Here is a 22,957-nt window from a genome sequence, read left to right as displayed (position 1 = left end):
TTTTGATAATTGAGTTGTTTAATTAATTATCTTTTCTTGACATTGATTGAGTAATACCTTTAATTTTTAAAGCTTCAATGTATTGATGTATTTGATATTGCCAACCTTGATCAGAGTAAAAAATCAATCCTTTTAAATTTTTAAGCTTACTAAAAGCTTTTTTAATATTTTTTTAATTTGCTCAAAGTTTGGACATTTAAAAATATCATAGGCAATAATTTTGAGAATATATAAATCCATAATTGGGAAAAAATATTTTTTGATTTTTAAAGGTGGATTGTTAACATTGGCTGCACATTTTTGATTAATTTTTGTAGTTAAAAAGTCTTTTTTTGGTTTTGGATTTTATCATGACTTGCTTGTGTAGCAAACAAGTGATTAAAGAAAATTTCGCTGTTGTTCCCTCTATACCGACATATTTAGATTTTGTTTTTGAAGCAAATAAAGACATTAATCTTTGCGCTTTTTTTCATTTATTACCATTTTTTTGCTTAATTTGGCATGAATACTTTGGTAACTGCATCTTTTTGCGTTTTATAAAAATTTTAGTAATTTATTTTTTAAGTAATTGATCTTTATTGTAATCAATTCTTTTTATTTAATAATAATAATAATAAATATATTTAGAAAGTTTCGCAGCCTTGAACAATAACCTAAATTGATAATTTTATTGTAAATAAATGACAATTATTGCTTTTGTTTTGATCTGTTTTTTGATTTTGTATACCCATACTAAGAGCTTTGTTTTTTAGTTTGTTTTTTTGCATTTTTTTACTTACTTTTTTTTTAGTAATTAAATTGCAACCATTTTCTATATAATATTTAACTAAATTACAAAGTAAAACAGGGAAAATAAGTAGTATTTCAACAAAGCAACATCTGTAAAATTTTATCAATTGCTTTTATTTTTGTTTCATCAGAATAATTTTATTTTTTATTTTTCAAAAACTTAAATTTCGTGTTTATTAGCAATTCTTATTAAGTTATAAATTATAGATTTGTTAACATTGTATTTTTTAGATAAATTTCTAATTTTTGTTCTTTTGTTAATTTTGACATAAAAATGCGCCCCTAGTTTTTTCAAATTTTTGGAGCACCTCATTTTAAAAGTTATAATATTTAAAATTCATAAGAATTAATTAGAAATAAGAAAAAACAAATTAAATAAAAAGTAATTATTTTTTGGATTTATAAAAATTATTAATTAAATTTATTACTTACAGATTTATTATGTTTTATCATTTTACACACTAGCTTTATAATTTGAGAATTATTATATTTATTTTTAAAATAGGAGAAAAATGAAAAAACAATATTTAACAGAGCAAAACGGAATGAGAGAATTTTACGATATATTAATTCCTTATTTAAACAAACAAGGAAACAATATCAAAAGTAAAGAGAGAGAGAGAGAGAGAGAGAGCTGCGAGTTGACTATTCATGTAATACAGATGGAAGGATCGAAGGTGTATTATTTGAGTTTAAACTTAATATAACAGATTTATCAAAACATAAAGAACAAATTAGAAGATATGTGCAAGCATATAACTCATCTGGGATAAATCCTCCTAGATATTCATATCTTATTTCTTTAAATGAAAGAATATGATACAAAATTGATAATATAAACCAAACTCATAGTAATGAAATGAGTTGGTCTACTCCAGAGGAATTTTTAATTCATAAAGATGAACTAGAAGGTTGGATTGACGAATATAGCATTGTATCTTGAAATAATAAATTTTGTGAAAAATTTAAAAAAGCAACCAAAGAAGATGTTAAAAAAGAATTTATTAATCCACAATATCTAAAGATTAAACCATTTAACTGAGAAAAACAAATTGAATTAGAAAAAAAAGATAGAAATAAAAATAATTGATTAACTTTTAATATGAATCTATTGGGTAATTCATTATTAAAAAAGAAATTAGGAGCATTTTTTACACCTGATATTTATGTTGAAGAAGCTACTAAAATGCTTAGAAAAGCAATTACTCATGTACCAAAAGGGAATGATTATATTATTTTAGATAGATGTGCAGGAACTGGTAATCTTCAAAAATTTTTAACTCAAGAAGAATTAAGCCATTGTGTTTTAAATACTTATGATTATACTGAATGAGCCACTCTTAAAGGGATTTATGGCGAAAGAGTTAGGATGCTTATACCTCCAACTAATGAATATAGAAATGAAGAAGGTTTATTGACTAATGGAGATGCATTAAGTGAATCATTTATTAATTATAAACCACTTAATGATTTAATTAACAATCCTAAAATGACTATAATAATGTTAGAAAATCCACCATTTTCAGAACCTACAGGTGAAACAACAAGATCCAAAACAAGTTTTAAAATAAATGATATTTTTGTCAAAAAAATGATGAAAGAAGATAAAAATAATAACAACATAAAGTATGGATCACAAGCATATTCTAATGACATTGCAAATTTATTTATTTGAAGTGCATTTAAGTACTATTTAAAAAAAGCAAATGATAGTTATATATTATTTTCTCCAATTAAATATTGAAAAACACAACATATTGTTGACAAGATAGTTTTAGATGCTTTTTTATGTAATCGAAAATTTTTTAATACTACTAGCTCTTCTGGTGTATCATTAATTCATTGACAAAATATAAATGATTCTAATGATTCAATTAATTTTAGAACACTAGAAAATAAACTAATTAAGGTTAGAAAAATATATAGAAATATAAATAAAATTTTTGATAAATCAAAAGAAGTTAAAGATGATAATTATGATTTAATAATTATTTCTAGCCAAGGAACACCTGATTTTAAAAACGGTAATTTAATTAATTATAAAATTAATAAACATGTAACATTTAGAAAATATAAAATAGAAGAAGCTTATAATTATTTACCTTTATGAGTTGTTAATAATTACAAAGCAAAAGATTATACAGAAAAAGAAATTATTATAAAATCATCTGATGGGTATGATGAATATATGAAAGATAAAGAATTTTTAAAATCTTGTTTTATTTGAAGTTCACTAACACATAAAAATCAATGTATTAGTGATTTAGAAAAAAATTTAGTGAATCCTTTCGGGCTGAATCAAGAATCAAAAGCTGATAAAATTTATAAAAAATTATTATTAAGTAAAAATTCATTAATTGATAATGATGACAGAAAAATAATTGAACTCTGAAAAGAAATACTTAGCCAAGCGAAGAAAAAACCGGAATATAATCCAAATTTAATTTATGGTTTGATGCAAATTGATAAAGAGATTAATTTAATTATCCCAACCGGTAATTTTACCAAAGACAATAAACCAATCTATAAACATAAATATAATGATTTAGATATTTTAATTTCAGAACTTAAAAAAAATCTTAATGAATATTATGATAAAAAAATTAAAAATAAATTATTTAAATATCAATTGATAAAGTAAATAATTTTTAAACAAACTATTACAAAAATCATGTTTAATTTTAGATTTTTTTACATAAAAAAATATAAAAAATAAACATCTCTCTATTTTTTCTAATAAATTCAAAAAAACCTTATTAAGTTTTTTACCTGTTATAATTTTTACATTAAATTAAAATATTTTTGTTTTTTTATAAGAGGGATAATATGAATTATGATAGAGCAGTTTACAAAAATAAAGAAAGCTTAGATCGTGCAATTCAAAAATACAAAGAATGTACGGCTCCAATAAATAATGGTGAATTTACAATTTTTACTAATGAAAATATTAGACAAGGTGCCAAAGTAAAAAATGGTGGTTGTGAAGGCGGTTATCTAAAAGATTTTTTTGCTAGATTTATATCTAATTGATTATCATTAGGTTTGATCAGTTTTAAATTTTTGCCCATTAAAATTAATTCATATTTAGATTTATTAAATAGTGGAATTGTTTATCAAATGGAAATAAATCCAAATGCTAGTTTTGTTGAATTTAATAATCATATTATTAAATACATTTCTGAAAAAATAAAACCTATTATTGATAAATATATAAAATGAGAATATCAAAATCAATTACAAAAAAAAGATCCAATTTTTAAAAAAAGAAAAGATGAGAAACGAGATAGTTCCAATGAATTAATCTTTGAAGAATGACTATATCCTACAGAAGATGTATTCTACTATTCTTTTTTTATTGGTTACATTAAGCAACATGAAAAAGAAAGTGATTTTAAAAATTTCATCGCTTCTTTGCCAAAACCAGATAAAGAAAAAGCTTATATTGAAAAATATTGAAAAATTAAAGATATGCCTTATAACCAAATTTTAATGGATTTGGCTTTAAAATTTTTATATGGTGATGAATTAGTTATTTTTTTAAAAAATATTAATTTTCAAGAATTTAATAATACATTAATAAATATAAACATTCAAGATCAAAGTATTGAAACATCTCAAAAAAATAATTTAATTGAATGTCAAGTTTATAATTTTAGAAATTTTATAAAAGCTTTTTTTAGTCCTAAAATTAGATATATTCAAATACCGATTTATCAACGACAATATGTTTGAAATAATCTTACTTTTGAATATCTTTTAAAAGATATAAATAATTTGTTATTGAATAATGAAAGCAATGAGAATTATCATTATATCGGAGGTTTAATTAGCTATAATTTTAGCTACAATAAAAAAATTGTAGTATTGGAACGCGACATATTGAATCATAGTTTTATTGAAAAAGAGCAAGAAATTCTTAAAGATGTTACTAAATTAATTGATGGCCAACAAAGGGTAATTAGTTTATTATTAATTTGAAGAGCAATTTTTACTTATGCTAGTTTAAATAATTTTGAAGTAGATAGTTTTACTTATGATTTTTTTAAATTAAATTATATTAACAGCACTTATTTTAACAAAGCTGAACAACTTGTTGAATATAGTGGGCAAAATCAATACTTTGCAATTTTTAAAAAAATTATGTTAGGTGACTACAAAAGTATTTTAGATAGTGAAAATGCTAAATATTACACAAGTACTTCAATTTATAAAAACCATTTCATAGCCTTAAATTATTTTAAAGAAAATAATTTTACAGCCGAAAAAACAAAAAGATTTATTACTGCATTACTAGATAAAATAGAATTTACACAAACAAGTTTTATTAAAACGGATGAATTTTCACTATTTCAAAATTTAAATTCCAACAATGTACCACTTAGTGATTATGATTTAATTAAAAACTTTATTTTTATGAATATTGAAAACAACATCACTAAAGAACATGAAAAAGAAATTATTGACATTTTTTATAATGGAATAGAATCTTATTTTACAAAAAATGACAAAATGTATGACAAAATGAAATTTTTTTATAAGGTTTTTGTTAAATTATTTTATTTGGAAAATTATAATAAAACTTATATAGAACTTAATTCAGATACTAATGTATTTTTAAATTTTAAGAATATGTTTTTTAAAAAATATAATAACCAGTCGCTAAATTTTGAACAATATAAAGAACTGATTAGGGAAATTGAAAAAAAATTATTGTTATTTAATTTATTAGAAGATCCTTATAAAATAACTAATGAAAATTATGATAAATTAAAACGATATTACCCAATTTTTGAAGATCAAAAAAATGAAATTAGAGATATTATCAAAATTTTAGCTCGAGATGTTTATTATGTACCTATAATGACAATTGTAGATTTTTGTTCTAAATACAACAACCCTGAAAAGCCTAAATTAAGAGAATTCATGTTTGCACTAGAAAAATATGCAATGTTTATTAAGTTAACAAGTAATAGATACCAATCATTAACAACATTTTTAGATTCTTTTACTAATAAATTTGTTAAAAAAATTAATGATAACCCAAATAATTTTTATGAAATTACATCTAGTGATTTATTAGAGCTATTGCATGTTGGAGATAATGATAATAGTTGAAAAGAAAATGAATTTTTTGATGCAATTGATAATTTAAAAAAGATAAATTTAAAAGATCCTATTGCTAAAAATTTATGTACAAGAATAGAATTTTACTTAAATTCAAAATTCACTTGAAAACTAAATAAAAAACGTCAAATTCACGAACCACAATTAATTGATAAAGCAAGTTTAGAACACATATTACCACAATCAATTGCAAGAGAAGATTCTAATGTTAAAAAAAATATTAAGTGAATTAATGAATTAAAAAAAGAAGAACATCAAAATGAAAAAGATGTAATTCATGAAGCTAAAAAATTTATTAATTTAATAGGTAATTTTTTACTAGTTAATAATGAAAAAAATTCATCATTAAATGCAAAAAGTTTTCAAGATAAAAAACAATCTTATAAAGAAATGATTAGCATAAAGTTATATGAATATGATAATGATGAAGAAGGATATCCAAAGTTAAAATCAATTGAAAAATTTAATAAATGAGATTTTGAATCAATTCAAGAAAGAACTAATCAACTTGTCGAAATAATTAAACATATGTATAGTAAATATGAATAATTTGCTATAAAACATAATTTAAATATTTTATTGAGCAATCAATGAAATATTTTTTTTATTTTATTTGATAAATTTTTAATTTGGTAGCTTATATTTAGTTTAGAGCTATAAAATAGCTACCATTCTAAGGAGAACTACATATGGAAAATTTTATAAAATATATCCAAAATAAAAAACTATCTGAAAACACAATTAAAACTTATCAAAGCTCGTTAAAGATTTTAGAAATCAATAAAGATAATTGAAAGTTAATTATTAAAAATTTATTTAACCCCAATTTTTCGGCCAATACAATTCATTTACACAAAAATGTTTTAATGAGTTATTTAAAATTTAAAAAGAAAAAAGCTTGGATTCAAAAATTAGAATTGATCAAGTTGCCACAACATGAAATCAAATATTATCAAGTAATTTCTAAAAATTTAATTTATAAAAAAACAGAATTAAAGCTTAATGACAAACATTTAATTCAAAAATGAAAAATAATCATTAAGTTTTTATTCGAAACAGGCATTAGAGCAATTGAACTAAATAACTTAACTTTTGTTAATAATAAATTATTTGTTTTAGGCAAAGGAAATAAAAAACGCCAAATCTTTTTTGTTGAAGAAACACTCAATGAATTAAAAAATTTTTTACCCGATTTAAATCATCAAGAAACTTCTAAGACATTAAGAGTTTATGTTAAAAAAATTTTAGGCAAAAAGATTACTCCGCATACATTGAGAAGATCATTTGCAACACATATGTTAAACAATGGTGTAAATCCTAAAAGCTTAATGCTACAAATGGGTCATAGCAAAATCGAAACCACTTTTAGATATTTAAATTTATCAGAAACATATAACAAAAGAAATTATTTAAAAGCTATCAAAAAGTAAAAAAGTGCATTTAAAAAGTTACTAAGCTAATATTTATGCTTAGTAACTTTATTTTAATTTAATTAAATTCTTTGTAAATTTGTTTTAATATCAGTGCTATTTGTTTACTTCTTTTTTCAATGGTTTTAAAGGTTCATTTTTCTTGTTTATGAATAGATAACAATTCTAAATTATAATTAATGCTATTTTTAATTTCAGTTAATTTTTTTTCAATTTCAATACCTTGGTACTGTTTTAGTTTTTGTATTTCATTACGTTTTTGGTATGCAATTTTTTTATCATAAAAAGAAAAATTTTGAATTCCTGAATTAGATGCTTGATTAATAACGATTGAATTACCAATTCTATTTAAATATAACCCAACTTTTTTTTCAAGATCTGAATCAGACATTTCTTTTTCACCATTTTTATTTCAACTTTTTAAATTCTCTTTTCAATATTCTTGGTACTTAGAAGGTAAAATATGCTCTCTACTTGGTTTTTTTATTATTGCATCTTTTGAAGTGTCCTTATTATTTCATTCTAATGTTTTTCCATTTTCAAGATAAAATTCAATTCTAGAACATAATCTAGTTACAATATCATTTTCTTCAATAGATTTAGTTTCAATGTTAGAAATAAATTCTTCAAAATAGTCTTTGTTAAATTTATTTTCTGCAGATGGATTTTCCAATATTTTAGTAATTTCAGCATATGAAATTGATTCATTATTTAAATAACGGTTATTTATTTTTATTGTTATTTCATCTAAAAATTCAGTTAATGATTGTCCTTTATTTTGTGTTATTTTAAGTATTATTTCAAATCTTTCAAAAGCAAAAAGACATTCTCTTAATTCATTTATTTTATTTGAATCAATTTTTCATTTATTTTCATTAAAATCATAAACTAAATATTTATCTATTAAATAAATTATAGGTAAAAAATAAACATCCCTTTTTGTTATTAATATTATATCAGCTATTTTTGACAATATAGGTGCTTCGCTATTATCTTTTAAAGTAATTAATTTAGAAATATTATTATATAAATTTAAATATTTCCCTATGTCATTAATAATTTTTTTGTATTCTTCATAATTTAATTTTTCATTACTATTTTTTAAAAAATTTTTTTTAATTTTTATTTCTATAACATTTTTTAAATTATTAAAAATATTTAAATTACTATTAATTCCTTTTTTAAATTTTTCTATTTTTGAATCATTTTTTAAATAAAATAATTTAATATAAATTTTAAAAAAATCATCAATTTTTTTCTTGTTTTCAAATTTAATTTTTTTATTAAAATATTCAATTATATTTTTTTCTTTTACATCATCGTTTGAATAATCTATTTTCATAAAAATATAATTTTTTATTAAATCTAAATTACTTAATTCTTGTTTATTAGTATTTAAATTTTGAAATAAAACAAATTCTTTTGTTTCATCACTATGTTTATTTAAAATAAAAGTAAATTTAGTTAATAATCTATTTATGAATTTATTCATCTCTAATTGTGTAAAATTATTTTCTATAAAATAATCAAAAGCTAAACAAAAATTTTTGAATATTTGAGAATCATTTTTGGTATTATCTTTTTTTATTTCATTAATTTTTCCTAGTAATATATTTTTAAAAATGCTATAATCTTCATTTCCTTTATTATATTTAATAGAATTTGCTATTTTTTCGGAATTTTTATTTTCTCCATAGTAAAAAATATAACCTAAATAATCATTTAATTTAATGTCACTTGCTAATGAATATATCTGAGCAGCTTTAAGAATTAACATTATAGTAACTAGTCTTTGTTGTCCGTCTATTAATATAGTTTCTCCTCCACCAGAAGAAGAATTTGCATCTTCTTTGAAAATAGAGGTAATATTACCTATGAAGTGATATTTTTCTTCATCATTAAAACTATTAATATCTTTTAATAAATTTAAAAAAATTTCTTCATTTCATACATAATTTCTTTGATAAATAGGTATTTTTAGAAAATTAGCTCCATTGATATATTCATATATGAAATTAGAAAAATTGTAAACAACTACCCCTAATTTAGGGAAGTTATTTTTCATTACTTCTTTTTGTATTTTAAAATTAGTTAAAAATTGCAAACCTTTTTGATCATCTTTGGAACTTCAATTTTCTAAAAAAGATTTTTTAGAATTCCCATAACAAAATTTTAAGGCATATCTCGAAATTTTATCACTGTTAGGTAAATCTAGATCTCAATAATTTTTATTGTAATTATGGGGAAAATGTCTTTTATCATAAAAAGCCTTTAAAAAACTATAAAAAAATTTATCTTCTTCATTGTATCTTCAAGAAAATAATTCTTTCTCTTCTTCATTATTGCTATTATTTTCGTGATTAAAATAATCATCTAGAATTATTGCGCTTTTTTCTTCAAAATGATTAACAATAAATTCACCAATAGTTGAATATTTTTTTACATTATTGTTAATTTTGTAATTAGCTTTTAAGATTTCATCAACAGTTAAATTTTTATAATTTTGATTTTCAAAATAAATAAAACCTAGTGAAATTCATGTTTTGATCATTTGTCCTAATGTTGCAGAACTTGTACAACCATTTTTTGTTTCTATTATACTTTGATTTATATTTTCTAATTCGTTTACGATCACATAATAATGACTATCTTTTTTACATAATTTTTTTTCCATTTCATAATTAGATGAAAAATAGAAAATTAAATCATCTAATTTTTTTTCTTTTAAATTATTTTTGTCAATAATTTTTTCAAAGCGTTTTATGTATGTCTTTATATCGGTTCCAATAGCTCAATATTTTTTATTCATAATTAGCTTCCTCTTCTAACTTATACATAAATTTAAAAATAGCTTCTAAAACTGTAACTACAATTGAATTTCCTGCTTGTTTATATATTTTTTCATTCGTAACTAGTCAACTATTTTTAATTCGTAAATAATCATTTTCTTCAAATCCCATTAACAATAAGGTTTCTCGAGGTGTTAATAATCGGTAATCTAAATAACCTTCTTTTTTGTTAAAAAATTTTATCAATCCAGAATTCGGGATGCGATCTTGTTTGGTGGTTACCGTTGGAACCTTATCAATTATTGTTTCATTTAATAATTTACACTCTTGAATCATTTTTACTCTTGAAGGTGTATTTTTAAGTAAAGCATCTCATTCTTCGATATATAGAAGTGTATTTTCTTCGTTATTGGCTCTTAAAAAATTTTTTTTAATTTCTTGATCTCACTTTTCAAAATCTCATTTGTCTCTATTTTGACCATATGTTTTAATAATATAATTTTGCAATTTTTGATTTTGATCTACACCTTCAAAATTATTAATTAGCTTATTAATATATTCAATTGTCTTTTTATATTTTTTATTAATGCTTATTGCAAAAATGCGTGTACGATTTTGGGGATTTTTAAATTTTCTTGCATTTAATTTAACTGTAAAAGTTGTGTAATCTAATTTTTGGTCTAAATAATTAATTCATAATTTATACTGTTCAATATGATTTGAGCTCAACATATTCTCAACATTTTCTAAAAGTAGATATTTTGGCATTTGATAATTAGGTTTATGCTTTAGTTCAGTTAAAATTCTCTTAATTTCTCATAAAAGCCCAGATCTTGTATTATCCTCTTCCTTCATTCCCTTACCTCTACCCATGCTAGCAACGGATAAATCTTGACAAGGAAAAGAATAAGTTAATAAATCAAATTCTTTTTCAATATCATTAGCTTTAATATCTAAAATACTTCCTAAATTTTTAGTTCGGTGGTCAGCTACTACCAATCTTTTTAGAAATGCTTCATTTTTAGATTTCAACTTTAGATTCGGTTCTTTTCCATCTGTTGAATAAGTTTTTTTACTTAAATATTTTCAAATATCACCAATATTATTTGCAGATAAATATTTTAAAGTTTCTTCATAACTCAAATTTTTATTATGAATCGCATCTTTAGAAATTAAAGAATAAACATCTCATTCAGAAATATATGCAATTTCATATTGGTAATTTTTGTTATTTTTACAAACATTATGCAAGGCTTTTTCTTGAGCTCCAATTCCTGCAAAAGTTTCAAATATTCTTAGTTTAATATTTTTCATTATTGAACTTTTTAAGGTAAAATTTAAACAATATTTATGTAAAAATTTAATTATTTTAATGAAAATTAAAATATTTTTTTTGCAAAATAGTACTAAAAGAAATTTTTAAAGAAATAATTTAAAAATTATTGGCTAATTAGCATATTTATTTTTAAAATTGAGGTTCAATAATGAAAATTAAAAGCCCTAATTTTGCTTTTATTTACAACTTAATTATTAAATAAATTAAAATATAAATATGAATGTAAATAATAAAAAAATTTTGATTGTTTTAACTAATACTCCAAAATATGATAAACACAATGTCAATACCGGTTTATGATTAGGTGAATTAACACATTTTTATAATGTTGTTGTCAAACATGGCTATCAAGTTGACTTCTTAAGTCCGCTTGGTGGTGAGATACCACTGGATCCCATCAGTTTAAAATTGAAAGGTAAATATAATAAATACTTACAAGATCAATCATTTATTAATTTAGCTTTAAAAAATACCAAAGCTCCAAATGAAATCAATCCCGATGATTATGCCGCCATTTATTACACTGGTGGTCATGGAGTAATGTGAGATTTTCCTGATAATAAAGATTTGCAAAACATCGCTTTGCAAATCTATGCAAATGGTGGCTATATTACAGCTGTTTGTCATGGAGTTGTTGGCTTGTTAAATCTTCAAGATCAAGCAGGTAATTATTTAGTTGCAAATAAGTCAATTACCGGGTTTAGTAATATCGAAGAATATTTAATTAATAAACATAATAAAGTTCCGTTTTTTACTGAGGATGAATTCAAAAAACGTCAAGCTATATTTAAAAAAACATTACCTTTTTTAGCTTATGCAATTCAAGATGGACGCATTATTACTGGACAAAATCCCGCTTCACCTAAAAAAGTAGCAAAGCTATTAATTACTAACTTAACAAAGCACACTCACTAAATTATCCCCTTATGAAAAAGGGCACAAAAAAACTTGCAAATGCAAGTTTTAATTTTGTTATTTTTTGTAGATGTTGCTTAAACCAACAGTAGTAGAGTTTTGAGTATTCAATGTTTTTATTCAATTATAAAAACTATTATCTTGTGTTGGATTTGCTTTATTAGTTGGTTCTAAACTGTTATTAATTCATGAAATAATACTGTTAAATCAACTAATTGTTTGACTATTTTCGACTCCAGTGTAAATTCCAACAATGTTGTTTTCACCATCAATTAATAGCGAACCTTGAGCTTGATCATTATTTAGATGTCAGTTATTATAACGTATCATTATGTCATCTTTGGTATTGCTATAAATTCCTAATTTTAACATTGCTGGTTGATTTGGAGCTTTGGCATATTTTGTATCAATAATTTTATTAATATGATAAGTAACATTTTTATCATCATTAAAACTACTAATGTATAAATCAACAAGATTTGAGTTTTCATTTGCATAAACTAAGTTGTTTAACACAGAATTAAATTTCAATGAATCTAAAGTTTTTCAGCTAGCAAAATAATTATTTAATTGTGTATGTTCTGTTGTATTAGCTTTCAAAGCTTTTAACATTGCTTTGGTATCTAAAATTGCAATTACTACACCATGATTGGAATCATTGCTGCTTCAGTAAAATTCACCAGTTTGCCCTTTAGCTTTTTGCGGTAATTTAAAATGTGCACTAATTTCAATTGTGTTATCGTTTTCACCATTAATTCAAAACTTTTGATTTTCTGCATCTTTTTTATTAAAGACTTCTTTGCTAGTTATTACATAATACAACCCATCATCTTTGTTTGGATTAACTTGAGACAACATTGTTCAAGTTCCACAATATAAAAATGTTCGACTATTTAGTTGTTGTGCTTTTTGATTGCGATTATATTTATATAGCCGCTCAGTTGGTTCTACAAAACCATTTTGGTATTTAAATACACCAGTTTTATTTTTTTCATATTCATCAAAATTACTACGATTTGCTAAATTTGCATCAAAAGCATTTATATAATGATTTTCTGGTAATTTATTAGTTGGGTCAACATTTTCAAAAAGTGAAACTAAATCTGTTTTGGGATCATTCGCCTTTTTAGTTGGATCAAATTCTGGGAACTGTGAACTATTAAAATTTTTATATTTTTCACCTCAAGCAAAACCATTTAATGAATTGTTACTGTGAATTCTTGATTGAAATTCAAGATTAATAAAACTTCCTAATGTGTCAAATAAATATTGATTTTTAGGATTTTCAAAATCTTGGTAACTAGTAAATAATAAGTTTTCATCTTTGTCGATATTTTCGATAACAAAATCAATTTTATTATTTTCTTCATTTAAGCTAATTATTAATTTAACATTTTCATCAGTTAAATTAATTGACATTGTTTTAACAGATTTTAATTTGTTGTAGCTAATTTTAATTCCAACACCAATTGGAACATCTAATCTAAGAGTTTGGTTTATAAGTGTATTTTTAAGTCCTTTAATACTATTTTCAGTATATCAACCTAGATCAAAGTCATTACCAGGCATTTGTTTTGATTGCTTTTTATAAATGCCTAAAAAGATATTTATAAATTCATTTTGAGTATTGCGATCAGTTTTGAACACATCATCAATTAATTCACGATCTATACTTCATGTATATTGCTTTGTTTTTGAATTATATGATCAAACTTCTTTACTAGCAGTTTGGTTCACTCTTCAGTATTTTGTGACTAAATCATCATCTGGAACTGGGGAATTAACTATTTCTAATTTATTTGTTAAAAAAGATTTATTTCTTCGATCTAAAAGCGTCATACCACGCTGAATATAATGGCTATTTGGGTAAATTTTGTATGTATCATCAGAAACTTCTGAATGGAATTCAAATTCCCTTCTTTTTTCTAGATTAGATTTTGCTCCTTCAGTGACTTGACCATCGAATGAATTGACTAAGGCTTTTATTTTAGCAGTTACTTCTAAAATTGTATTAGCATCAACATTAACGCCAATTTTTTTAGGATGACTAAAATCACTATAATAATCACCTTCTAAATCTTTATATTCTTCACCATCAACTTCATCAGGATCAGGAATTCAGTATCAAACTGGTTCATCATAAATTGAATTAATCAATCCTTTAAAAACATAATCTTTTAAATGTACATTTTTATCATATTGATATTTTGTAGTTTTTATGGCATTTAAATAACTTTGAAAAACTGGCAAAAAATTTTCAAAAGCTTCGTTAATTTCATTAGCTTTTTTTAATAATTCTTCTACCTCGGCATGATTTTTCATACCTTTAATAATTTCTTTATATTTATTTTTTTTATTGTTTGAAAAATGTTTGATTTCATTGACTTTTTCTGCTGCTTTTTTTAAATTTAAATTGCCATTTAAAGAAACTCTTGCATTTCAAAAATTATCACGTTTAGGAACTGATTCTGTTATTTCTTTTTTAGTTCAAGTCCCATTATTAATTTTTGGTAATTCTTTTTCTAATTCTTCATAAGCATTATCAAAAGCTTTTCTTTTTGTTTCATCGGCAAAACCATATAACCCGGTTTTTGTAAAAACATGATAATCAGCAAGAAATTGTCTAATTTCTTTTATGATATCTCTTGCATCAAACCTTTCTTCTACAGGCTCTATTGGTGTTGGTTGTGAAGTAGGTCTGGTTGGGGTATTAACTGGAGACTCATCTTTTGGTACACTAGGTTGTGTTGGTGCTGCAGTAGTTGGTGTATTATCAATTGGTGCATCTACAGTTGGGCTTGTAGGAGGCGGTGTAGTGGGTTTTGAATCTACAGAGGAGGCATTTTCTTCTTCATCAATTGGTTTTGATGGCACATCAACTACCGGGTTTTTTGGCGCTACTGGTTGATTTGGCTGAGCAACATCAGGAGATGAATTAGTTGGTGTGTTGTCAACTGGCTGTTTTGAAATTGGCACAATAGGATTTGTTTCAGTTTCGCCTGTTGATTTGATGTCATCATCATCATCATCAGGTTCCTCTATTGGTTTTTCTGGAGCTGGAGTTAAAACAACGGGAGTATCTTTTGGAGTAATTGTCTCATCATTTGTTGGTGGAGTTGGCGCATCTTCAACTGGACTGTCTACTTTTGGTTCTGAAGGATTCGGATTTTTTTCTTCAGGTTTTGTTTCTTTTGGCTGTTCATTATTTACAACCGGATCTTTTGCAGTATCTGGATATTTCGGTTCTGGTACTGGTTTATTTTTGGGTGGAACTTGTGTCTTTGGTTCTTCTTGTTTTGGTGTAATTTCAGGTTTTTTATTATCAATTCCCGGTTTTGGATTTATTGGAATGCTAACCGGTGAAACTGGATTTTTTGGAGTTTCTACTTTTGGTGTCGCATTTGGATCTTTAGCTTCTCCTGGATTATCACTTGGCATAGATCCTTGAGTGGGGGTAATTGGGTTAGTTGGTGAGTCCGAAACTGGAGGTTGATTTGGTTTAATATTTATATTTTCATTTTTATCTATACATGAAATTATAAAAAAACTCGATGTTAGTCCGGTTGAAAGGATAACCAACGGTTTTAATTTTTTCTTAATTTTCATTTTAAAATTTTATAAAAATCAAGGTAATTAATGCAGTTTTAGTTTACTTTTAAAAATAAAAGTGCAAAAAATAACATTATATTAATGTTTTTTATTAAAGAATATTATTTTTTGCAAAACATAGTGAATTTTTTGAAAAATAAAACCTTATCGAAATAAGGCTTTATTAATGGTTGTTTTACTGCACAAAGTTAATTAAAATTGTTAAATTGCCTTTGATATTGATTTCAGAAAAATGCCCACTTCATAACAATGCATCACCTAGTTTTAAATCTTGCTGATTTTCAAGTGTCCCTTGTCCTTTAATAACGACAATTTCAGCTCAATAAAAATTAAAATCAAATTTTAATTGTTGATTTTGGCCATCGTTAATGACAAATTTCTGTAAATTAAAATAATGATTGTGAACCAAATTTTGTTTATTCTTAACAACTCGTGGTTCTAAATTTGGTTTAATTACATCTTTTGATTCTTGTTTGTGAACTTGTCGCAATTCACCATTTAAATCAATTCGATTATAATCATACAATCGAAAAGTAATGTCGCTAGCTTGTTGTAATTCATAAACAAGCGTATTTTTAGGAATACCATGAATTAGACCAGCTTGAATATAAATAAAATCATCAGGAATTAAAGTCATATGATTTAAAATTGTTGATGTTTGATTTTTATCAATTGCAGAATCAATTACATTTTTATCGGTAGTATTGCTACCAATAATAAATTTTTCGCCAGAATTTTTTAATACATACCAACACTCATCTTTGCCAAGCGAATCATAACGCTTGGCATATTCATCATCAGGATGAACTTGAATGCTCAAAGCATCTTTGGCATCAATAAATTTTGTTAAGTTAGGATAACTAACAAAATGGGGATTGTTAAAAAAGGTTTGGTTATTAGCAAAAAAAACACTTAAATTTTGTTTTGTAGTTTCATCGATTATAACAGTAGATTCCATGTTAGTAATTGCAGAAATTAATCACGCTTCACCATAAAAATCTTGTTCTAAATTAAAAATTCTTTTTAAATTATCATTAGCTCATAAAACTTTTTTAAAAAAGGGGTTGAGCATTACAAACTTTTTATTTACCATATTTAAATAATGTTTTAAATTTGGAATTACCTCACAATAATAATGAAATTAAGCTAATTACTGTTAAAGTAATTAAAAAGATTCCGTAAATAAACATCGCAAATAATGGCGCTTCTACAGCTCGAGTTTTAACATCGGCTACAGCCCAAAGTTTGTAAAGTTGATATTGTGATTCGCCTAAAGCTAAAAAGAGGCTTCCTAAAATTAAAGTCAATAAAACAAAAATAATAAAACTAAAGAAAATCAATTTATTCTTATGAATTTTGACAAAAGTTTTAAATTCCATTATTTAGCTCCTCGTTTAGCAAATTTATTTTTTCAAATTGATTTTAAGAAATTAGTATTTAAAACTACACCTTCATTTGCATCGGCTTTTTTTCAAAATCCATAAGTTAAGGCAGTTACAATCACACCAGCAATAATAGCAATAAAGAAGTATAAAATTCCTAAACCAAAACCATATCCTGATGACACTGCTCCTAATATTGCAACAATTGGTCCACCATGAGCTACAGCATTAGTTACTGATAATCCTCCAGCAATTGCCCCAGCTACAGCTGAACCTAAAACATTTGAGATAATTACTTTTTTAGGGTCTGCCACAGCAAAAGGAATTGCTCCTTCAGAAATTCCTATCATTCCCATAATTAAAGCTGAAACTCCCATTGTTTTTTCTTCACCTGTGAATTTTTTTCTAAATAACAGGGTTGCTAGCCCCATTCCAAGTGGTGCAACTGGAATTGCAGCTGCCATCATCCCCATTGGTTGGAAAATTTGTTCAGTAATTAAAGCGGTAGAAGTTAAAAAAGCTACTTTATTAACTGGTCCACCCATATCAAATCCAGCCATTGCCCCGATTAAAGCACCCATGGCAATGAAAATAATAGTTTTGTAATTTGATGCTCCAGTATCTTCGTTTCTAAAAATTCACTTAATTCCGCCAATTACTTGATCCATTGTATAACCAATTGGAGCTCCGATTAAGAAAATTACAATTAAACCATAAAATAATGTCACTCCTAAAGGAATGAAGAAAATTGGAATTACAGCTGATAAACTTTGCGGCACTTTTCATGTGTTAATTCATTTAACAGTGTAACCCACTAAAATTCCTAACAATATAGCACCAATAAATCCTAATGGTGTTTTGACATCGATCCCACCAATTTTGTAAAATAATCCATCACTGTTTCCGATCATAGAGACCACAAAAGCTGGCATCAATGCAGCTCGACCACCAATGGAATAAGCAATATAAGCTCCCAAAATCCCGATCATGGCTCCAAAAGAAATTTCACCTATTTTAAATAAATAGTATAAAAAGTCATTTTTATAATCATCTGGTCCAACTCCAGAACCATATAATGCTTTCCCCAAACCTAGTGATAGGGCAATTAATAACCCACCCACGATTACAAAGGGAATCATGTGTGACACACCTGATAAAATGTGTTTAATAATTCCGGTTTTGGTAGTTTTATTACTTGTGTTGTGTGAGTTATTGTCTTTTGCTAAAGTTTTAGCAGCTTTGGCAGCTTGAGTAATAGTTGTTTCAGTTTTGTGAATTGCTTGCTTAGTTGAAGTTTCGTAAACTTTTTTACCAGCAAATTTAGTTAAATCTAATTCAATATCCGAAGCAACAATCACAAAATCAGCTCTAGCAATTTCAGCATCACTAATTTCATTTTTAGTTCCTGCTGAACCACGAGTTTCAATTTTATAATCATACCCACTAGCGGCTAATGCTTTTTCAAGCTTTTGAGCTGCTAAATAAGTGTGAGCCACGCCAACAGCGCAAGCTGTAACACCAACAACTAAAGGTTTTTGACTGTTTGTTGGATTGAGTTTAACATCTTGTGAAGCATCTAAATAACTATTTAGTAAATTAGCTACTTGGCTAGAGGTTGTAGCATTTTTTAAAGCGCTCATTTTATTACTATCTAATAACAAAGTAGCAATTTTACTCAACGCCTCCATATGATCATTGCTTGCATTAGTTTGTGGTACTAAAATGCAGAAAGCATATTTAGTAAGTTGGTTATCTAATGATTGTCATTCAATTCCGTGCTTAAAACTCATAAAAAACACCATTGGTTTTTCGATTGCAACGCTTTGAGCATGAGGAATTGCAAATTCATTTTCAAACGCAGTTGAGACTTCGTTTTCACGTTTATGCAAAGCTTGCACTAATGCTTCAGGATCGTTAGTAACACCTAAAGCCTTTGCTTGCTGAGCAACAAATTCAAAAACGGAATCTTTTTGTTTTAAATCAAGTTTTAAAAAAATTTGATTTTTGTGAAAAATATCCATTTTGCTCCAATCTTATAATTTAAATTATTAATAATGAACTTCTATTATAATTAGCAATTTTGGAGCCATTGCAATTTCTGAAATAATTTCTTTTTTTATTTTAAAAATATGAAATTATTTTAAAAACATTTTTTCAAAATAAAAAAATCCCAACAATTTTATTAGTTGGGCGACTATATCTTGAAGTATTGTTTGTTTTTTATTTAAATTTTAAAAGTTAATTTCTAGCTCTAAACATGAAATTTTATTAATTAATTATTTTAAATGTTTGGAAAATCAATAATTTGTGTTGCTTGCTAAAAAAGATATTTATTTATCTTGGTAATTTTGATGATAAATTTCTAAAACACCGATTTTTTGCTCAACAGAATCTAGACGTTGAGCATAATCTTTTAATTTTGCTTTAATTTCTTGTTGATTTTGAAAAATTAAATCAATCTTTTGGTCATGATCAATGTCTCCTTTTTTCAAGAAAATCTAGCCGTTCACTTTTTTTATTTGATTAGATTTAATTTCTTGCTGACTAGCTTTAATTTGTTGTTGATCCATTAAAATCTGTTCAATTTTTTGATCACGAATTTTATTTTGAGATTTTAATTCATAAAGCATTTCTAAAATTTTAGAAATTTGATCATTATCAACTGGTGGTGTTGGTGTTTTTATATCATCATACCCCTTACACTCAACATAGAATTTAACATTTTCTTTACCATCAACAATTTCTTTTTAAAAATCTGTAAATTTAACAGTCTCAGAATGATCAATTATATTTTTTAGCTTGAACTTTAGAAAGTTTTTCTAAGTCATTAACTTTGTTATTTTTAGACATAGAATCTTTCCGAATTATAAATAAATTGTTTAAACAATATGAAAAATAAAAATAGCATGTTTTTTCTTCATTTATATATAGCTTAAAAGTATTAATTTTGTAAAAAAAAATTTATTTTTTTATTTTTTGGCTTGAAGAAGTGAAAAAATTAGAAAAATAAACATTAAAATTGTAAATTTGTTTATAATTTTTACTATGTTTTCATTAACTCAATTAGTTGCACAGGCTCCAACTATAGGTGCAAAACCAAGCCTTGATTTTAGTCAAACCCCAGATTGGGTTCGTTATTTTTTTGGTTCAATTTTCATCATCTTAGGAATTTTGTTATTACTTATTATGTTTTTTAGCAATAAAAAAGTGCAAAATTATCGTAAACGTCAGTTAGAACAATACAAAAAAGAAAATAACATCAAGTCAGATATTAGCTATAAAGGAGCAAGACTAGTTTTACCTTTTTCAAAAGTTGTTCAATTATATGGTCCTCCAATTTTAGGGGTGACGTTATTTTTTATTGGAATTATTTGAATTACAAATAATTTTCAGTTTTAAATTTAAAATGATTAATGCAATTTAGTGTAAGCTAAATTTTTTTTCTAAAATTTTAATTTTTATAATATTGATATAATTAATTTTAAAATCTCAAAACATATAAAGAATCGGAAGCGACATTATGAGTCAAATTTTTAGATTATCACTACGTCATAAATGAATGATTATTGGAGTAGGAATTATCAGTTGTATTTTATCTTTACTTACTTATTTACCATCATTAATTTTGCAACAAATTATTGCGCAAAAAGATGTACAAATTTTTCTATATATTTTGTCATTTTTTATAGGAATTATTATTTCACGAAGTGTTTTTGCTTTTTTAAACACTTTTTTTATTGAAAAAATTAAGGCGCGAATTAAAGCTGATTTAAAAACTCGATTAGTAAATAATTTTCTAAAGCAAAATTATAGTATTTTTGAAAAAACTAATTCTGAATCATTAGCTTTTTCAACTGAAGTGAATATTAAAAATTATGTTGATAATTTAATGAATGCAGTAATTAGTTTCACTATTATCATCACATCATTGGGTTATACATTTATTTTTATTGCTATTCAATCTTGGATTTTATTTACTTTTGTAATTTTAGCATTTTTATTATGAGCAATTTCGACTAATATTTTTACTCCAAAAGTAAAAAGAAAAAATCGTGAATTAAAAGTTTTAGAAGAACGTTATTCAATTAGCTTTTCACGCTTATTTAAAAATATTTCCGTTTCAAGATTATTGCAACGAGAAACATTTTTAAAAAACAAAATTAATGATGTTAAAGCTGATTTTATTACTACAAAAAATAGTTTTGCTTTAATTCGTGCTTCTTGGATCGTTTTTGCTCGTTTAATGATCGGGATAATTCAATTAGGAATGATTATTTTAGCTTTTTATTTAAGTCAAGAACAAATGCAAGGTCAAAGTGGAGCAATTAATCAAGCTGATTTTATTTCTATTATTTTTATTTCAGGAATGTTAGTGGGGCCAATTTTTGCAATTGCTGATTTTTTAACTCAATTAACTACAGCGACTAGCGCATTAAAAACTTTGCAACTTAAAACCAAGGATTGAAAATTAAAGGTAACACAACGTCAATTTATCGAACTGGAAAAAATTGAATTTAAAAATGTTTCCTTAAAACGATTTGACGACCCAAATTTATTTTTATTTAAAAATATTAATCAAGTAATTCAAAAAGGTGATTTTGTCAAAGTTGAAGGACCTTCAGGAAGTGGAAAAACAACTTTTTTATCATTATTATTTAATGAAAATAGCAATTATAGTGGTTCAATTATTTTTAATAATACTTATAAAAATAATCATGAAATTGCCTTTCAAGCCGGTTTAATAAAGCAACAACCATCAATTTTTCCACTTTCAATTCGCGAAAATATTTTATTAGGTGAAACAGCAACTGAAACTGAAGTCGAAAATTTATTAAACAAAGTTGGACTTTTATATTTAACTAAACGACTAGATGATGAAATTAATTTAAACCAAACTAATTTATCAGGCGGAGAATTACGAAGAATTGAAATTGCTCGTTTGTTATTTGCTAAACCCTCAGTTTTAATTTTAGATGAAGCTTTTGTAGGAATTGATTTTGAAGAAAAAAACAAAATTGTTCAAATCATTAAAAATGAATTTAAAAACAACATCATCATTTATACTTCGCATGAGGATCATATTCAATTTAATAATAAGACAATTTTTATTAATCAAATTGCTAATAAACGATTTGATAAAAAACCAAAACCTAATTTAGAATTGAAACTTTAAGAAATATTTTATATAACAAAATTCACTTAGCTGCTATGCGCCCCAAAAGTTGGACAAAACAATTAAGGAGCGCATTTTTTATGTAAAAACTAACAAAAGAACAAAAAATTAAAATTTATAATGAATCTAAAAACCAATCAGTATTAAATTTGTCTAAAAAATACAATGTTGATAGACAAGTCATTTATAACTCAATAAGACTTGGAAATAAAAACGGTTTAAAAGCTTTTGAAAAAATAAAAAATAAAAAATAAAAAATATTCTAATGAAATCAAACTAGAAGTAATTAATAAAGTTTTGCTTAAACACGAAAATATTAGTGATCTTGCTTCAGAATATGATATTAATTCTCCTGCTATGATTTCAGCATGAGTTAGATCTTATCTTGAAAAGGGTTATAATTTAATAAC

The 22,957-nt window shown here is 24.6% G+C and carries 17 protein-coding genes; 7 read left to right on the top strand and 10 right to left on the bottom strand.

Features of this window, described 5'->3' with window-relative positions:
• Positions 1–304: 304 nt before the first annotated feature.
• Both ACW95P_RS04375 and ACW95P_RS04370 read right to left on the bottom strand, forming a co-directional pair.
• Positions 305–523 carry a hypothetical protein gene (locus ACW95P_RS04375; RefSeq protein WP_457962035.1) on the bottom strand — a complete coding sequence of 73 codons (219 nt, stop codon included), beginning with the start codon at positions 521–523 and terminating at the stop codon, positions 305–307.
• Positions 524–949: 426 nt separating this feature from the next.
• On the bottom strand, positions 950–1,084 hold the full coding sequence (locus ACW95P_RS04370) for a hypothetical protein (protein WP_457962034.1): 135 nt from the start codon (positions 1,082–1,084) through the stop codon (positions 950–952).
• Between the two features lie 217 nt (positions 1,085–1,301).
• Between ACW95P_RS04370 and ACW95P_RS04365 the strand changes: the two genes are divergently transcribed.
• The 4 genes from ACW95P_RS04365 to ACW95P_RS04350 all read left to right on the top strand — a co-directional run bounded on the left by ACW95P_RS04365 (position 1,302) and on the right by ACW95P_RS04350 (position 7,343).
• Positions 1,302–1,496: a hypothetical protein gene (locus ACW95P_RS04365; protein WP_457962033.1), complete on the top strand. Its 195-nt coding sequence runs from the start codon at positions 1,302–1,304 to the stop codon at positions 1,494–1,496.
• 38 nt (positions 1,497–1,534) lie between these two features.
• On the top strand, positions 1,535–3,430 hold the full coding sequence (locus ACW95P_RS04360) for a hypothetical protein (RefSeq protein WP_457962032.1): 1,896 nt from the start codon (positions 1,535–1,537) through the stop codon (positions 3,428–3,430).
• A gap of 185 nt (positions 3,431–3,615) precedes the next feature.
• Positions 3,616–6,462, top strand: a complete 2,847-nt coding sequence (locus ACW95P_RS04355; protein ID WP_457962031.1) for a DUF262 domain-containing protein — start codon at positions 3,616–3,618, stop codon at positions 6,460–6,462.
• Positions 6,463–6,602: 140 nt separating this feature from the next.
• The gene (locus ACW95P_RS04350; protein WP_457962030.1) at positions 6,603–7,343 is read left to right on the top strand and encodes a tyrosine-type recombinase/integrase; all 741 of its coding nucleotides are present in this window, start codon (positions 6,603–6,605) and stop codon (positions 7,341–7,343) included.
• 58 nt (positions 7,344–7,401) lie between these two features.
• Here the strand turns inward: ACW95P_RS04350 and ACW95P_RS04345 are convergent, their stop codons facing one another.
• Both ACW95P_RS04345 and dcm read right to left on the bottom strand, forming a co-directional pair.
• On the bottom strand, positions 7,402–10,152 hold the full coding sequence (locus tag ACW95P_RS04345; RefSeq protein WP_457962029.1) for a GmrSD restriction endonuclease domain-containing protein: 2,751 nt from the start codon (positions 10,150–10,152) through the stop codon (positions 7,402–7,404).
• The gene (gene dcm / locus ACW95P_RS04340; RefSeq protein WP_457962028.1) at positions 10,145–11,446 is read right to left on the bottom strand and encodes a DNA (cytosine-5-)-methyltransferase; all 1,302 of its coding nucleotides are present in this window, start codon (positions 11,444–11,446) and stop codon (positions 10,145–10,147) included. The genes ACW95P_RS04345 and dcm overlap by 8 nt, the downstream gene beginning before the upstream one ends.
• A gap of 238 nt (positions 11,447–11,684) precedes the next feature.
• Here dcm and ACW95P_RS04335 point away from each other — a divergent pair, with 238 nt between their 5' ends.
• Positions 11,685–12,383 (top strand): type 1 glutamine amidotransferase domain-containing protein, encoded by a 699-nt coding sequence (locus tag ACW95P_RS04335; RefSeq protein ID WP_457962026.1) that lies wholly within the window; start codon positions 11,685–11,687, stop codon positions 12,381–12,383.
• Between the two features lie 57 nt (positions 12,384–12,440).
• On the opposite strand, the gene ACW95P_RS04330 is transcribed toward ACW95P_RS04335, so the two are convergent.
• From ACW95P_RS04330 to ACW95P_RS04305, 6 genes are all read right to left on the bottom strand, one after another.
• On the bottom strand, positions 12,441–15,989 hold the full coding sequence (locus tag ACW95P_RS04330) for a hypothetical protein (protein WP_457962025.1): 3,549 nt from the start codon (positions 15,987–15,989) through the stop codon (positions 12,441–12,443).
• A 178-nt stretch (positions 15,990–16,167) separates the two neighbouring features.
• Complete coding sequence (locus ACW95P_RS04325; protein ID WP_457962024.1) at positions 16,168–17,085, bottom strand: type I phosphomannose isomerase catalytic subunit; 918 nt, start codon at positions 17,083–17,085, stop codon at positions 16,168–16,170.
• Positions 17,075–17,371, bottom strand: a complete 297-nt coding sequence (locus tag ACW95P_RS04320; protein ID WP_457962023.1) for a hypothetical protein — start codon at positions 17,369–17,371, stop codon at positions 17,075–17,077. Before ACW95P_RS04320 ends, ACW95P_RS04325 begins: the two co-directional genes overlap by 11 nt.
• A complete protein-coding gene (locus ACW95P_RS04315; RefSeq protein ID WP_457962022.1) occupies positions 17,371–19,395 on the bottom strand; it encodes a PTS fructose transporter subunit IIABC in 2,025 nt (674 codons plus the stop codon). The genes ACW95P_RS04320 and ACW95P_RS04315 overlap by 1 nt, the downstream gene beginning before the upstream one ends.
• A 309-nt stretch (positions 19,396–19,704) precedes the next feature.
• Positions 19,705–19,866 (bottom strand): hypothetical protein, encoded by a 162-nt coding sequence (locus ACW95P_RS04310; protein WP_457962021.1) that lies wholly within the window; start codon positions 19,864–19,866, stop codon positions 19,705–19,707.
• A 6-nt stretch (positions 19,867–19,872) separates the two neighbouring features.
• On the bottom strand, positions 19,873–20,004 hold the full coding sequence (locus tag ACW95P_RS04305) for a hypothetical protein (RefSeq protein WP_457962020.1): 132 nt from the start codon (positions 20,002–20,004) through the stop codon (positions 19,873–19,875).
• Positions 20,005–20,419: 415 nt separating this feature from the next.
• On the opposite strand from ACW95P_RS04305, the gene ACW95P_RS04300 reads away from it, so the two are divergent.
• Together ACW95P_RS04300 and ACW95P_RS04295 are read left to right on the top strand one after the other, a co-directional pair.
• Complete coding sequence (locus ACW95P_RS04300) at positions 20,420–20,773, top strand: hypothetical protein (RefSeq protein ID WP_457962019.1); 354 nt, start codon at positions 20,420–20,422, stop codon at positions 20,771–20,773.
• A gap of 121 nt (positions 20,774–20,894) precedes the next feature.
• Entirely contained in the window at positions 20,895–22,547 is a 1,653-nt protein-coding gene (locus ACW95P_RS04295; protein ID WP_457962018.1) for an ATP-binding cassette domain-containing protein, read from the top strand.
• The last annotated feature ends 410 nt before the right edge of the window (positions 22,548–22,957 follow it).

Source organism: Mycoplasma pogonae (assembly GCF_054170725.1).
The sequence above is the reverse complement of the archived record's forward strand: the minus strand, read 5'-3'. Positions and strand labels throughout refer to the sequence as shown.